8 protein-coding genes are annotated in these 15,318 nt (G+C 51.6%); 3 read left to right on the top strand and 5 right to left on the bottom strand.

The genetic code is table 11. The features are described 5' to 3' along the window. Nucleotides 1-359: 359 nt before the first annotated feature. The 4 genes from yfaE to UC15_RS26060 form a co-directional block, all read right to left on the bottom strand. Nucleotides 360-620 carry a class I ribonucleotide reductase maintenance protein YfaE gene (yfaE, locus tag UC15_RS16815; RefSeq protein WP_112289501.1) on the bottom strand — a complete coding sequence of 87 codons (261 nt, stop codon included), beginning with the start codon at nucleotides 618-620 and terminating at the stop codon, nucleotides 360-362. After that, nucleotides 621-1,751, bottom strand: a complete 1,131-nt coding sequence (gene nrdB / locus UC15_RS16810) for a class Ia ribonucleoside-diphosphate reductase subunit beta (protein WP_013574613.1) — start codon at nucleotides 1,749-1,751, stop codon at nucleotides 621-623. It lies immediately after the preceding gene. A gap of 72 nt (nucleotides 1,752-1,823) precedes the next feature. Beyond that, entirely contained in the window at nucleotides 1,824-4,106 is a 2,283-nt protein-coding gene (gene nrdA, locus UC15_RS16805; protein WP_112289500.1) for a class 1a ribonucleoside-diphosphate reductase subunit alpha, read from the bottom strand. Between the two features lie 667 nt (nucleotides 4,107-4,773). Then, on the bottom strand, nucleotides 4,774-4,944 hold the full coding sequence (locus tag UC15_RS26060) for a hypothetical protein (RefSeq protein ID WP_232829930.1): 171 nt from the start codon (nucleotides 4,942-4,944) through the stop codon (nucleotides 4,774-4,776). 58 nt (nucleotides 4,945-5,002) lie between these two features. Here UC15_RS26060 and UC15_RS16800 point away from each other — a divergent pair, with 58 nt between their 5' ends. Beyond that, nucleotides 5,003-8,605 carry an autotransporter outer membrane beta-barrel domain-containing protein gene (locus UC15_RS16800; protein ID WP_232829929.1) on the top strand — a complete coding sequence of 1,201 codons (3,603 nt, stop codon included), beginning with the start codon at nucleotides 5,003-5,005 and terminating at the stop codon, nucleotides 8,603-8,605. A gap of 69 nt (nucleotides 8,606-8,674) precedes the next feature. Here the strand turns inward: UC15_RS16800 and ubiG are convergent, their stop codons facing one another. Next, nucleotides 8,675-9,397, bottom strand: a complete 723-nt coding sequence (gene ubiG, locus UC15_RS16795; RefSeq protein ID WP_112289498.1) for a bifunctional 2-polyprenyl-6-hydroxyphenol methylase/3-demethylubiquinol 3-O-methyltransferase UbiG — start codon at nucleotides 9,395-9,397, stop codon at nucleotides 8,675-8,677. 259 nt (nucleotides 9,398-9,656) lie between these two features. Here ubiG and gyrA point away from each other — a divergent pair, with 259 nt between their 5' ends. Both gyrA and rcsC read left to right on the top strand, forming a co-directional pair. Next, on the top strand, nucleotides 9,657-12,308 hold the full coding sequence (gene gyrA / locus UC15_RS16790; RefSeq protein WP_112289497.1) for a DNA topoisomerase (ATP-hydrolyzing) subunit A: 2,652 nt from the start codon (nucleotides 9,657-9,659) through the stop codon (nucleotides 12,306-12,308). Between the two features lie 137 nt (nucleotides 12,309-12,445). After that, nucleotides 12,446-15,304: a two-component system sensor histidine kinase RcsC gene (gene rcsC / locus UC15_RS16785; protein WP_112289496.1), complete on the top strand. Its 2,859-nt coding sequence runs from the start codon at nucleotides 12,446-12,448 to the stop codon at nucleotides 15,302-15,304. Nucleotides 15,305-15,318 lie beyond the last annotated feature (14 nt).

The raw sequence follows: 15,318 nt of genomic DNA, 5'->3' as shown, positions 1-15,318 counted from the left end.
TTGAGCACGCCAATCAACTTATTTAAAAGATGAAAAATAGTCTGTCTTTGAATTTAAGATCGTGCGGGCGATTCAGAAATTTTGCTGAACGGAGCGGCTTCGAGACCTATGGCTCGAAGACCGAGAGAAGGTATCGCGCAGCGGCAAGATTTCCAGCCTGTCGCAGTGATACCTGAAACATAGTGTCTGGCGGAGCGCGCAGTGAAAAAGCGGGGGAGTCCAGAGGGCGCGCGCTTACGCGTCCTCTGGTCGGTGTGGGCCGACGCCCACGACCTTAGGTCAGTTTGGGCGGCGAGCCCAATGTCTTGATGTTGAAGGCTAAAAGCTAAAAGCTAAAGGCAGGCATGGGCAGCAGCCCATCAAAACTCAATCTCAATATCCCCAACCGGCATGCAACAACACGGCAAAATCTCGCCGTCAGAGATGAAAGCTAAAGGCTTCTCACTGTACTCAACGACACCGTTGATCAGCTTCATCCGGCAAGATCCGCAATAACCTTCGCGACACTGGTATTCGACTTCAACCTGATGATGTTCAAACACTTCCAGCAAATTCCGGTGCTCTGACTTGCAGGCCAGTTGCTTGCCATTTGCTGAAAGTGTGATGGTTCTGTCCGTCATTTACAGCTCGAAATCACTCAGGTCGTCTGCGTGAACTTCAGAATCAATCTGACCCACGAGATAGGAGCTGACTTCCACTTCCTGCGGCGCAACCTGCACGTTATCAGACACCAGCCAGGCGTTGATCCACGGGATTGGGTTAGAGCGGGTTTTGAATGGCGCGTCCAGACCCACAGCCTGCATACGGATGTTGGTGATGTATTCCACGTACTGACACAGAATGTCTTTGTTCAGGCCGATCATCGAACCGTCTTTGAACAGGTATTCCGCCCAGTCTTTTTCCTGCTGTGCCGCGAGCACGAACAGGTCGTGACATTCCTGCTGACATTCCAGCGCGATTTCTGCCATTTCCGGGTCGTCCTGACCTGAACGCAGCAGGTTCAGCGCGTGCTGAGTACCGGTCAGATGCAGGGCTTCGTCACGGGCGATCATCTTGATGATTTTCGCGTTGCCTTCCATCAGTTCACGTTCAGCGAACGCAAATGAACAGGCGAAGCTGACGTAGAAACGGACGGCTTCCAGCGCGTTCACGCTCATCAGACAGATGTAGAGTTTTTTCTTCAGCTCGCGCAGGTTTACCACGACCGTTTTGCCGTTGACCTGATGCGTACCTTCGCCCAGCAGATGGTAGTAGCTGGTCATCTCGATCAGTGTGTCGTAATAACCCGAGATGTCTTTCGCACGCTTGAGGATCTCTTCGTTGGTGACGATATCGTCAAACACAATCGCCGGATCGTTCACGATGTTACGGATAATGTGCGTGTAAGAGCGTGAGTGAATGGTTTCTGAAAACGCCCAGGTTTCGACCCAGGTTTCCAGCTCAGGAATAGAAATCAGGGGTAACAGTGCCACGTTCGGGCTGCGACCCTGAATGGAATCGAGCAGCGTCTGGTATTTCAGGTTGCTCAGGAATATGTGTTTTTCGTGATCCGGCAACGCCTGAAAATCGATACGGTCGCGGGAAACATCAATCTCTTCCGGACGCCAGAAGAAGGACAGCTGCTTTTCGATCAGTTTTTCAAAGATTTCATGCTTCTGCTGGTCGAAACGGGCAACGTTAACCGACTGGCCAAAGAACATTGGCTCAAGAAGCTGATCGTTTTTATTCTGGGAAAAAGTACTGTAAGCCATAACTTCCTCGACATTCTCGGCAAAAACCCCCTGACGGGGGTTTTGAATAATATATTTAGTTAAAACAGATGATTAGATTTTGCAGGCGCCGCTTTCGCAGTCGTCAGCCACGTCGGCTTTCATATCTTCCTGCACATCATCAGCACCGTCGCGGGTGTTCTGATAATACAGCGTTTTGACGCCAAATTTGTAGGCTGTCAGCAAGTCTTTCAACAACTGTTTCATCGGCACTTTACTGTTCGGGAAGCGCGACGGGTCATAGTTGGTGTTAGACGAAATCGCCTGGTCGATGAATTTCTGCATCACGCCAACCAGTTGCAGGTAGCCGTCGTTGTTCGGCATATCCCACAGCAGTTCGTACTGATCCTTCAGACGCTCATACTCCGGCACGACCTGACGCAAGATCCCGTCTTTCGACGCTTTAATACTGATATGGCCGCGCGGTGGCTCGATACCGTTGGTAGCGTTGGAGATCTGCGAGGAGGTCTCGGACGGCATCAGCGCAGATAGCGTGGAGTTGCGCAGGCCGTGCGTTTTAATGCTTTCACGCAGCGTATCCCAGTCCAGATGCAGCGGCTCGTTGCAAATCGCATCCAGATCTTTCTTGTAGGTATCCACCGGCATGATGCCCTGTGAATAAGTGGTTTCATTGAACCACTGGCACGCGCCTTGCTCTTTCGCCAGTTCGTTCGACGCTTTCAGCAGGTAATACTGAATGGCTTCAAACGTTTTGTGCGTAAGATTGTTTGCGCTGCCGTCGGAATAACGCACGCCGTTTTTCGCCAGATAGTAAGCGTAGTTAATCACGCCAATACCCAGAGTACGACGACCCATCGCGCCACGTTTTGCGGCTTTAATCGGGTAATCCTGATAATCGAGCAGGGCGTCGAGGGCACGAACCGCCAGAACTGCCAGCTCTTCCAGATCGTCCAGGCTTTCTATCGCGCCGAGGTTGAAGGCAGACAGCGTACACAACGCGATTTCGCCATTTTCGTCGTTAACATCGTCCAGCGGTTTGGTTGGCAGTGCGATTTCCAGACACAGGTTGGACTGGCGAACAGGCGCGATAGCCGGATCAAACGGGCTGTGCGTGTTGCAATGGTCAACGTGCTGAATGTAGATACGTCCGGTAGATGCACGTTCCTGCATCATCAGGGAGAACAGTTCAACCGCTTTCACTTTCTGCTTACGGATGCTGGCGTCCTGCTCGTATTTTTCATACAGACGCTCGAACTCGTCCTGATCGGCAAAGAATGCATCGTACAGGCCAGGCACGTCAGACGGGCTGAACAGGGTGATGTCGCCGCCTTTCACCAGACGCTGATACATCAGTTTGTTGATCTGCACGCCATAGTCCATATGACGGACGCGGTTGCCTTCAACACCACGGTTGTTTTTCAGAACCAGCAGGCTTTCGACTTCCAGATGCCACATCGGGTAGAACAGCGTCGCTGCGCCGCCACGCACGCCACCCTGAGAACAGGATTTCACCGCGGTCTGGAAATGTTTATAGAACGGGATACAACCGGTGTGGAACGCTTCACCGCCACGGATCGGGCTACCCAGCGCACGGATGCGACCGGCGTTGATGCCGATACCGGCACGTTGGGAAACGTATTTCACGATGGCGCTGGAGGTGGCGTTAATGGAATCCAGGCTGTCGCCACATTCGATCAGAACACAAGAACTGAACTGACGGGTTGGGGTGCGCACACCGGACATAATTGGCGTAGGCAGAGAAATTTTGAAGGTAGAAATCGCGTCGTAGAAACGTTTGATGTAATCCAGACGGGTTTCGCGCGGGTAGCCGGAGAACAGGCATGCCGCGACCAGAATGTACAGGAACTGTGCGCTTTCGTAGATATCGCCGGTCACGCGGTTCTGTGCCAGATATTTCCCTTCAAGCTGCTTAACCGCCGCGTAGGAGAAATTCATGTCACGCCAGTGGTCAATAAAACTGTCCATCTGCTCGAACTCTTCAGTCGTGTAGTCTTCCAGCAGATGTCTGTCGTATTTACCCATTTCAACCATGCGGGTCACCTGGTCGATCAGTTTTGGTGGTTCGAACTGGCCGTAGGCTTTTTTACGCAGGTGGAAGATAGCCAGACGTGCAGCCAGATATTGATAATCCGGTGCATCTTTAGAGATCAGGTCAGCCGCTGCTTTGATAATGGTTTCGTGAATGTCAGCGGTTTTGATTCCGTCATAGAACTGGATGTGTGAACGAAGTTCTACCTGAGAAACTGATACGTTTTGAAGACCTTCCGCTGCCCAGTCAATGACACGGTGGATTTTATCAAGATTGATGCGTTCTGTGCGGCCATCACGTTTAGTTACAAGCAGACTTTGGTTCATTCGGGGCGATACCTCAAAGGTTTATAAAGGGTCTGACCTGGCCGCGTAAAACACGCGCAGCAGCACAAGAGGTCCCTAGTGTGCTGGTCAGGATATAAACACAATATATTGTGGGTTTGTTATTTTCTGATGACAAGATAGTGACTGAATGGCCCTTTTGCAAGTGAACAAAACGGGCAGATTTGTGGATAAGTTGGGGAGAAATTTTTGAGCCCTGCCTGAAGAGTCCGCCATTGCTGGCGCGACAATCCTGTCAATATCTGAGATACGATTTTCTTATATTTTTAAGAAAGGTGATCGACTGCCGGTTTATTAAACGTTAGAAAAAAACGCTATATTGATCTGGATAACTATTCTAAAAAATCATGTTGCGGCGTCCCCGCGAACCAACGCGTTAAAAACTAACGTTTTAACCCTTTCATGCCCCATTCCTTAACGCAAATCCTGCCCATCAGGCCGAAAAAATGACTTGCAACTGTTGACGATTTGGCGTTACAGCATTGCCAGCAAGGCGCACCGGGACAACATCAGAACCCATCTTCTGGTCACTTTCTGAAAGATGCACTTTTGAGAAAAATGAGCCGTATTATAAATACATATCATGAATAAATGATGTTGTTTGCATATTCTAAATTTATCATTAAGTGGCCTCCCGGCACTGTGCATATTACTTTCGCTCCTCTTTCATCAGGTGCGGGATTAGAATTTCAATGGTCTTCAATAAAATCACGGCGTGTTTATTTTTAGCCTTTAATTTATTGCCTTTTTCAGAGGCGGCTTTTGCAAAAACTCTCCCGACCTGTTCAGGGTTACAAATTACTGAAAGTTGCAATGCCACGACTACCACGCTTGAAAATAAAACCCTCAATAACTATACCGTGGCTGACGGGGCTGAGATGCAGTTCGCCGGCCTGAACGGTTCAGGCTCCTCGGGCGGTGCCTTCCACCTGGGAAACAGCACCACACTGGAGATTATTCCTGAGAGCACCACCGGTTACAGCGTATTTACCGGAAACAGCAGTTCGGGAAACGGCGGCGCGATCTTTGCGAAAGAAAACTCGACGGTATATTTAGAAAATACCCTGTTCATTGATAACGTCGCCCATGATTACGGCGGTGCAATATATATGAATGGCACCAATGATGAACGCGATGTTGATCTAGCCATTACTAATGCCGTGTTTTCAGGGAACATTTCCAGTGAAGGGAAAGGTGGTGCTATTTATTCTCTTAATAATAAAGTTCAGCTGACGAATGTTTTATTTGAGGATAATCAGGCGAAAACTAGCAAAAGCGCCAGTTCGGGCAATGGCAGTGGCGGCGCTATCGACGCGACTGACAATACCTCCGACTCTCACGGCAGCATGTTTATCACCAACAGCGAATTTACCGGCAATCAGGCCGAAGGGCAGGGGGGCGCTATCTATACCAGCAGCGCGTCTACGCCATTCCTGGTCGATATCAGCATTGATGAAAACTATGAAGATAACAATGGTGTGGCTTACTACCACGACAATGTCGCCAATAACTATGGCAATGACCCGGTGTCCGCGGGTGGTGGGTTTATGTATCTCGGCCACAGCGAGGCTGATTTTGACATTGCCGCAGATAAAACCCTGATCATCGGCAATACCGCCAACGACGGTGCGCTAGATTCGATAGCCGGTTATGGTGCGATTTTCAAACGCGGTGCGGGTGAACTGGTGCTTAATGCGGATAACAGCGGTTTTACCGGTGTCTTCGACGTTTTAGAGGGCACGGTTACGCTGGGCCGTGATGACACGCTGATCAATGTCGGCGATACCAACTGTCAGGAGGCGGCAGATAACTGTCACGGCATAGTGTTAGGTAACGATAATTATGTGAATGACACGGCAATACTGAATGTTGGCAGCACACAGCAAACCTTTAAAAATGCCTTTATGGGGCATGAGAACAGCACATTGAATATTGATGCTGGCGGTAATGCCAGTGTTAACAGCGGCTACATGGCGGGGACAACCACCGGAGCAGGCGACCTGACCGTGGCAGAAAACGGCAGTTTCACCCTGACCGGCGCGCAGTCTATGGGGCTGGATGGCGACATTGTGGTGGAACAAAACGCTGTACTCAGCGTTCAGGGCAATGCTGAAGATTTAGCGATATTGCAGGCCGATCCGCAGTCTATTGTGCTCAACGGCGGTGTGCTGGATTTGTCGGACATGACCACCTTCAACGGTGAAGCGAATCAGACTAACGATGGCCTGATGATTACAGGGTCCGGCGGTACGGTAATCGGTAATGCTGATCTGGTGACGCTCGGGGCGGGCACCGGTTATCACATTGGTGACGGTACCTCAGCCGGTGACGGTGTGTATGTGGTGATTAATGCCGGAAACGGACGCGTCACGCTGGCAGATAACAATGCTTATATGGGCACGACGCAGATCGCCTCCGGCACTTTGCAGGTCACCGCTAATTCTCAGCTTGGCGATGAAGCCTATAACCGTCAGGTCATTTTTACCGATCCGGCACAGGCCAGTACGCTGGAAGTTGCTGCTCCTGGCGATGGCAGCGGGCAGGTCGATACCACATCAGCACAAACCGGTAAGGCGCGGGATATTGAAATGCGGGCCTCAGGAACCATGCAGGTGGATGACGGCGTGACCACCCAATGGGGCGGCTTAACGGCTGACAGCACCGGCGGGCAGGCGGACGTTAACAGCACGTTCACCAAAACCGGTAACGGTACGCTGATACTCAGTGATTCAGGCAGCAGTCATTCCGCTGTGCGTGTCGAACAGGGCAGCTTGCAGGGCGGCGCTGAAAATATTATCGCTGACGCCTCTTCATTGTATGTCGGTGAAAATGCCGCGTTTGTCACCGGCATGGATCAGCAGATGCGAAGCATCGATACAGACTCCGCTGGTACGGTGTTGATTTCCGACAACACTCAGCTGGTCCTGACAAATCAGGACACTTCCTCGGCGCTGGATGCCAGCCTTTTTACCGGCGCGGGCGGCACGCTGGTGAATGCCACGTCCGGTATGGCGTTGCAAGGCACGCTTAACACGAATATGTCCCTCGACGCATTAACCTATTTATCCGGCGTGACGGTTAACGGCAGCCTTGATAACAGCGCAGGAACCGCCAGTCTGGAGAATGGCAAGGCTGGGGATACGCTGACGGTCAACGGCGATTACACCGGCGGCGGCACCGTGGTGCTGGAAACCGAGCTGAACGGCGATACATCGGCCACCGATCAACTGATCCTCAATGGCAATACCTCAGGAGATACCGCCCTGGCGATTGTGCCGGTCGGCGGTATCGGACAGGCCACGCAGAATGGCATCAAAGTTGTCGATTTTGTTGCCGATCCGCAAAGCTATAATAACGCAGCCGATTTCCATCTGGCGGGCGATCAGCAATATATCAATATGGGTGCCTACGATTATTCGCTGGTGCAGGATAATCAGGACTGGTATCTGCGTTCGCAGGTGGTGACGCCTGATCCGCAACCTGAGCCCGATCCTGATGTCCAGCCACAACCAACACCGCAGCCACAACCTGTGCCAGCCTCTGGCGGGGATGATTTTACCCCGGTGCTGAACCCTAAAATGGGCGGCTACATGAGCAACCTGCGCATTGCCAATAATGCGTTCAGCATGACAGCACAAGATCACGCCGGTGCGGCAGATGACAACATCAAATTGCGTGTGGAGACTGCGCATGAAAGTTCCACATTCAGCAACCAGATTGACAGCAGCAATGACACTACCGTCGCGCAGATCAGCGCTAATTTCCTGCGCGATAATGTGGGTGACGGCGAAATTCTGGCCGGTGTCGTCGGCGGCTACAGTAACAGCCACGGCGACAGCACCAGCGCGCTGACCGGGCGAAAATCAGATAATGATATTCAGGGATACGCCGCAGGGCTGACCGCTTCCTGGTATCAGGATGCGCAGGCGCATCAGGGAGCCTATCTCGACAGCTGGCTGCAATATGCCTGGTTTGATAACAGCGTAAGCGAAGACGGCACGGGCGACGATAATTATCACTCTTCCGGTCTTCTGGCCTCGCTGGAAGGCGGTTACCGCTTCACCCTGATGCAGGGAAATCAGTGGAACTGGACCTTGCAGCCGCAGGCGCAGGTGATTTATCAGGGGGTGAAACAGAAAGACTTTACCGCCTCGAATCAGTCGAAAGTGACACAAGAAGGCGATAATAACGTTCAGACACGCTTAGGGCTGCGCAGCGAATGGGATATTCATACGGCACCGGTGCTGCATCTCAAACCTTTTATCGAAGCGAATTATCGCCATAACAGTGCGGAAACAGCGCTGAATGTCGATGGCGTGAATTTAACCGACAACACCGCAAAAGACAGTGCGGAACTGAGTGCCGGGGTCAGCGGCAATTTGGGCGCAAATACCACGGTCTGGGGCAAGATCGGGCAACAGGAAGGGTCAGATGATTTTTCACAAACCGAAGCGTCAGTAGGTGTGAGTATTCGCTGGTAAGTCAGTGGAATAGCTGCAACATAAAAAAAGGGTACAGCGCAAACTGTACCCTTTTTTGCAGGCAAAATATTACAGTGCCTGAGTGTGGATCATGTAGTTCACATCTACATTTGGTCCGAGCTTGAAATGGTCGGTCAGCGGGTTGTAGTGCAGACCCATAATGTGACGCTCAAACAGCGATGTGCGGTCGATCATGCCCAGCAATTCAGAAGGCTTGATGAATTTCTTGATGTCGTGCGTGCCCTTAGGCACCATTTTCAGCACATACTCAGCGCCGAAAATCGCCATCAGCCAGGCTTTATTATTGCGGTTGATGGTAGAGAAGAACACATGACCGCCGGGTTTCACCAGACGCGCGCAGGCGGCAACGACAGAAGCCGGATCCGGCACGTGCTCGAGCATTTCCATGCAGGTCACCACATCATATTGCTGCGGATGTGCGTCGGCATGAGATTCTACCGTTTCCTGTACATAATCGACTTTCACGCCACTTTCCAGCGCATGTAAACGCGCCACCTGTAACGGCTCACCGCCCATGTCCAGACCGGTAACATTCGCACCTGCTACCGCCATGCTTTCACTCAAAATTCCGCCGCCACAACCGACATCCAGCACGTTCTTGCCGAACAGGCCATCAGCGCGTTCGAGAATGTAGTTCAGGCGCAGCGGATTGATACGGTGCAGCGGTTTGAATTCGCCTTCCAGATCCCACCAGCGCGAGGCGACGGCTTCAAATTTGGCGATTTCTTCGTGGTCGATATTTTGCGGTTTTGCAGACGGTGTGGTTGTCATGAGCGTGAGTAACTCCTTATCACTTGATTAGCGGATTATACATATTCCATCTGCTTTGGCTCAGTTTTGTCGTTTTGGTTAATGTTTATACGAAATGAAGCCCTGCGTGCAAAGGTTTGAAACGCGTTGGATAATAGTACGCAAAAGGGGGCGGTTGTTTTCCACGTTTGGCTGGTTTGTGGTATAGTTTTACACCTTTGCGCTATATATGCCTACGTGGGCAGCGGCCATGAATAATCAGTAGAGGGATAGCAGCTCCATGAGCGACCTTGCCAGAGAAATCACACCGATTAACATCGAAGAAGAGCTTAAAAACTCTTATTTGGATTATGCGATGTCCGTTATTGTCGGACGTGCGTTACCAGATGTGCGCGATGGTTTGAAACCGGTGCACCGCCGCGTACTTTTCGCAATGAATGTCCTCGGTAACGACTGGAATAAAGCCTACAAAAAATCGGCCCGTGTGGTCGGTGACGTTATCGGTAAATATCACCCACACGGTGATACCGCGGTTTATGACACCATCGTTCGTATGGCTCAGCCTTTCTCACTTCGCTATATGCTGGTGGACGGGCAGGGTAACTTCGGGTCAGTGGATGGCGACTCCGCAGCTGCCATGCGTTATACCGAAATCCGCATGTCAAAAATTGCTCACGAATTGCTGGCAGACTTAGAAAAAGAAACTGTCGACTTCGTGCCAAACTATGACGGCACCGAACAAATTCCTTCTGTTATGCCTACGCGCATTCCAAACCTGCTGGTTAACGGCTCGTCCGGTATCGCGGTAGGTATGGCGACGAACATTCCGCCGCATAACCTTACCGAGGTTATCAACGGCTGTCTGGCGTACATTGAAGATGAAAACATCAGCATTGAAGGGCTGATGGAACACATTCCGGGGCCAGACTTCCCGACAGCGGCCATCATCAACGGTCGCCGTGGTATCGAAGAAGCTTACCGTACCGGCCGTGGCAAGATTTATATCCGTGCCCGTGCTGAAGTGGAAGCCGATGCAAAAACCGGTCGCGAAACCATCATTGTTCACGAGATCCCGTATCAGGTGAACAAAGCCCGTCTGATCGAAAAGATCGCCGAGCTGGTGAAAGAAAAACGCGTTGAAGGTATCAGTGCGCTGCGCGATGAGTCTGACAAAGATGGCATGCGTATCGTCATTGAAATCAAACGTGATGCAGTCGGTGAAGTGGTGCTGAATAACCTGTATTCACTGACGCAACTGCAGACCTCTTTCGGTATCAACATGGTGGCACTGCACCAGGGTCAGCCGAAAATTCTCGGTCTGAAAGAAATCCTGTCTGCATTTGTTCGTCACCGCCGCGAAGTCGTCACGCGTCGTACCATCTTCGAACTGCGTAAAGCCCGCGACCGTGCTCATATCCTTGAAGCACTGGCCATCGCGCTGGCTAACATCGACCCGATCATTGAATTAATCCGTGCTGCACCGACACCGGCTGAAGCGAAAGCAGGCCTGGTCGCGCGCTCATGGGATCTGGGCAACGTGTCTGCCATGCTGGCAAGCGCCGGTGATGACGCAGCGCGTCCGGAATGGCTGGAACCGCAGTTTGGTATTCACGACGGGAAATACTTCCTGACTGAACAACAGGCGCAGGCAATTCTGGATCTGCGCTTGCAGAAACTGACCGGCCTCGAGCACGAAAAACTGCTGGATGAATACAAAGAGTTGCTGGTGCAAATCGCCGAATTGCTGTTCATCCTGTCCAGCCCTGACCGTCTGATGGAAGTCATTCGTGAAGAACTGGAAGCGATCCGCGATCAGTACAACGATCCGCGTCGTACCGAAATCACTGCCAATACGTCTGACATCAACATCGAAGACCTGATCAATCAGGAAGACGTTGTGGTGACCTTGTCGCATCAGGGCTACGTAAAATATCAGCCTCTGACCGATTACGAAGCGCAGCGTCGCGGCGGTAAAGGTAAGTCAGCAGCACGTATTAAAGAAGAAGACTTCATTGACCGTCTGCTGGTGGCTAACACCCATGACACCATTCTGATGTTCTCAAGTCGCGGACGTCTGTACTGGATGAAAGTCTATCAGTTGCCGGAAGCCAGCCGCGGTGCCCGTGGTCGTCCTATCGTCAACCTGTTGCCGCTTGAGCCGAACGAACGTATTACCGCCATTCTGCCAGTACGTGAGTACGAAGAAGGCCGTCATGTGTTCATGGCAACAGCGAGCGGTACCGTGAAGAAAACTGCACTGACCGATTTCAGCCGTCCACGCAGCGCCGGCATCATCGCCATCAACCTCAACGAGGGTGATGAGCTGATTGGTGTTGACCTGACTGACGGTAAAGACGAAGTCATGCTGTTCTCTGCGGCCGGTAAAGTGGTGCGCTTCTCTGAAGCAGCGGTCCGCTCTATGGGTCGTACGGCGACCGGTGTTCGCGGTATCCGACTGGGCGAAGGCGACAGCGTTGTGTCGCTGATCATCCCACGCGGTGACGGTTGTATCCTGACTGTGACAGAAAACGGCTTCGGTAAACGTACTGAGTCCACCGAATACCCAACCAAATCCCGTGCAACGCAAGGCGTTATCTCGATCAAAGTGAGCGAGCGTAACGGACCGGTTGTTGGCGCGATCCAGGTTGATGAAGCGGACCAGATCATGATGATCACCGATGCCGGCACACTGGTGCGTACCCGTGTTTCCGAAGTAAGTACTGTAGGTCGTAACACCCAGGGTGTTACGCTTATCCGTACCGCAGACGATGAGCACGTGGTCGGCCTGCAACGTGTTGCAGAACCGGTAGAAGACGAAGAACTGGATGGCGTAGCCACCGAAGCGGGCGAACTGGAAGCGGCACAAGCAGCCGATTTGCCAGACGACGCGGAAAGTGAAGACGATCAGCCAGCTGATGACGAAGAAGAATAAGTTTTCTTCTTCAGATGACAAAAGGGCATAACATTTGTTATGCCCTTTTTATTAACATCTTATTTTTTAGAAACTACCGCTTAGTGTATTCTGTTACCCAATCCGCTCTGAAGAGCCGCCAGAATTATGGTTAATCCTTGAAATATCTTGCTTCGTTTCGAACAACGCTAAAAATATCCCGCTATTTGTTCCGGGTGCTGGCGCTCATGTTGTGGACACTGGGTGTGTTGCTCACCACCTTCTATGTGCTCAATATTTTCCACAACAAAGAATCCGAAATCCGTGATGAAGACAACTTCAATTACGATCTCGCGCAGAGCTACATCAAGAATTCTAATGACGTCATGCACAGTATTAAGTTCATGGCGGAAAAGCGGCTTAGCGATTCAATGAACGGGCTGGATATCATCAATGGCATGATCAGCACCAAAAACGTTCAGCCGACGTATCTTTCCCTTTTCCCAGAGTCCGATTGTTCGCAGATTAATGACAGCTACCGCAACTCCCTGAGTACGCTCGGTAACATGATCCATTACTGGAAAGATAATTTTTCCGATGCGTACGATCTGAACCGGGTGTTCTTCATTGGCGGTGCGAATCTGTGCCTGGTTGATTTTGGTATCAGCAGTGAACCGTTCGAACGTGCCAGTCAGGATCAGCTCAAGTCACTGCACGAAAAAATTCTGCAATACCGCAACGGCAAGAGTCAGGACAAAGAAAACAGCCTGTACTGGGTGTCGCAGGGCAGCAATAAAGATTCCGGTTATCTGTATGTTCTGACGCCGATTTATGTCGGCAATAAGCTGGAAGCATTGATGGGCATTCAGCAAAATCTTCGTATGGAAGATTTGGTCAATCCGAATGCGCAACACACCTCCGTCACGCTGCTGGATGCGGACGATCAGCCGCTGCTCAACATTTCTGAGGATAACCGCGCCACCGCACCCATCGCCAATATCCCTGAAGAAAGTTCATTCTTTGGTTATGTGAATGGTTACAAGGATCTGGTCTATAAAAAGCCGCTGACGCCTTCCTCGCTGAGCGTGGTGTATTCGATGCCGTTTAATACCGTCATCGAGCGTTTTAAAATCCTGATATTCAACGCCGTGTTACTCAACATTTTCTCAGGCCTGCTGCTGTTTATTCTGGCCTGGGTTTTTGAGCGCAAAATGTTCTTACCTGCCGAGGAAAACGCCTTCCGTCTTGAAGAACATGAGCAGTTCAACCATAAAATCGTGGCCTCGGCACCGGTCGGTATTTCGATTCTGCGTATCAGCGATGGCGTCAATATTCTGAGTAATGAACTGGCGCATAACTACATCAATATGCTGACGCAGGAAGACCGGCAACGCATTACGCGCATCATCTGCGATCAGCAAACGAATTTCGTCGATGTCATCACCAAGAACAATAACAACATCCAGCTCAGCTTCGTGCATTCGCGTTACCGTAATGAAGACGTGGCGATCTGCGTGCTGATCGACGTCAGTTCGCGGGTCAGGATGGAAGAATCGCTGCAGGAAATGGCCAATGCCGCCGAGCAGGCCAGCCAGTCGAAATCGATGTTCCTCGCGACGGTCAGCCATGAATTACGCACACCGTTGTACGGCATCATCGGTAACCTGGATTTACTGCAAACGCAGGGGCTGCCGCAGGGCGTTGACCGGCTGGTGACGGCGATGAATAACTCTTCGGCGCTGCTGCTGAAAATTATCAGCGACATTCTCGATTTCTCGAAAATTGAATCCGAGCAGCTAAAAATTGAGCCACAGGAATTCTCCTGCCGTGAAGTGATCACCCATATTGCCGGTAACTATCTGCCGCTGGTGGTGAAAAAGCGTCTGGGGCTGTACTGCTTTATCGAACACAACGTGCCGCTGTCATTTAACGGAGACCCGGTACGTTTGCAGCAGGTTATTTCTAATATTCTCAATAACGCGATTAAATTTACCGATACCGGCTGCATCGTTCTGAATGTCAGAACCTGCGGGAATTACCTCGAATTCCAGGTACGTGATACCGGCGTGGGGATCCCTGAACGTGAGATCACCCGTCTGTTTGACCCGTTCTTCCAGGTCGGTACCGGTGTACAGCGCCACTTCCAGGGGACCGGTCTTGGTCTGGCGATTTGTGAAAAACTGATCAACCTGATGGACGGTGATATCGACGTTGAATCCGAGCCGGGGCTGGGCAGTTCGTTTACGGTGCGAATTCCGCTTTATAACGCCACGTTCCCGTCGGGCGAGCCGCTGGATGACTGGCAGGATAAAACGGTGTGGCTGGATGTGCGTAATGCGTATCTGGAAAGCTACCTGATGCAGCTGATGCGCTACAACGGTGCGAATGTTCAGCGCTGCGAACCGGGGCTGCAAAGTCAGCGTGAAGACGTGTTAATCACCGATACTCCGTTCATCCATAATGGAGAGCTGGCGGCGCAAATCGAGTTTTCTATCGATCATATCGGTCCGCCGGTCGAAACGCGTCCGGGTTACTGGGTTCACAGCACGTCAACGCCGCTGGAAATCACCGCGCTGCTGAATCGTATTTACCGCCTTGAGGCTGAAACGGAAGAGGGCATTCCGGCTCTTCCAGAAGCCACGGCGCAGGATTACAGCGATGTGACCTTGCTGGTGGTCGATGACCATCCGATTAACCGTCGTCTGCTTGCTGACCAGCTGGGAACCATGGGGTATATCGTGGTGACGGCGAATGACGGAATGGATGCGCTGGATGCCATGCGTGCGCATGAAATTGATATTGTGCTGAGCGACGTTAACATGCCGCGACTCGATGGTTATGGCCTGACGCAGAAACTGCGCGAACTCGGTCACACGCTGCCGGTGATTGGCGTTACCGCCAATGCGCTGGCCGAACAGCGTCAGCGCTGTCTGGAAGCCGGTATGGATAACTGTTTATCCAAGCCTGTCACACTGGAAACCCTGCGCGATACGCTGCGTTATTACAGCGCGCTGGTTCGCAGAAAGCGCGACAGTTAAAACACCAAAACAAA

It is taken from the genome of Rahnella sp. AN3-3W3, from assembly GCF_003263545.1.
GTDB classification, from domain to species: domain Bacteria; phylum Pseudomonadota; class Gammaproteobacteria; order Enterobacterales; family Enterobacteriaceae; genus Rahnella; species Rahnella variigena.
This window is presented reverse-complemented; position numbering and strand designations above follow the sequence as displayed.

Excerpts from the sequence above, each read along its gene's own strand:
- yfaE (WP_112289501.1), bottom strand. The coding sequence starts at position 620 with ATGACGGACAGAACCATCACACTTTCAGCAAATGGCAAGCAACTGGCC.
- nrdB (WP_013574613.1), bottom strand. The coding sequence starts at position 1,751 with ATGGCTTACAGTACTTTTTCCCAGAATAAAAACGATCAGCTTCTTGAG.
- nrdA (WP_112289500.1), bottom strand. The coding sequence starts at position 4,106 with ATGAACCAAAGTCTGCTTGTAACTAAACGTGATGGCCGCACAGAACGC.
- UC15_RS16800 (WP_232829929.1), top strand. The coding sequence starts at position 5,003 with ATGCAGTTCGCCGGCCTGAACGGTTCAGGCTCCTCGGGCGGTGCCTTC.
- ubiG (WP_112289498.1), bottom strand. The coding sequence starts at position 9,397 with ATGACAACCACACCGTCTGCAAAACCGCAAAATATCGACCACGAAGAA.
- gyrA (WP_112289497.1), top strand. The coding sequence starts at position 9,657 with ATGAGCGACCTTGCCAGAGAAATCACACCGATTAACATCGAAGAAGAG.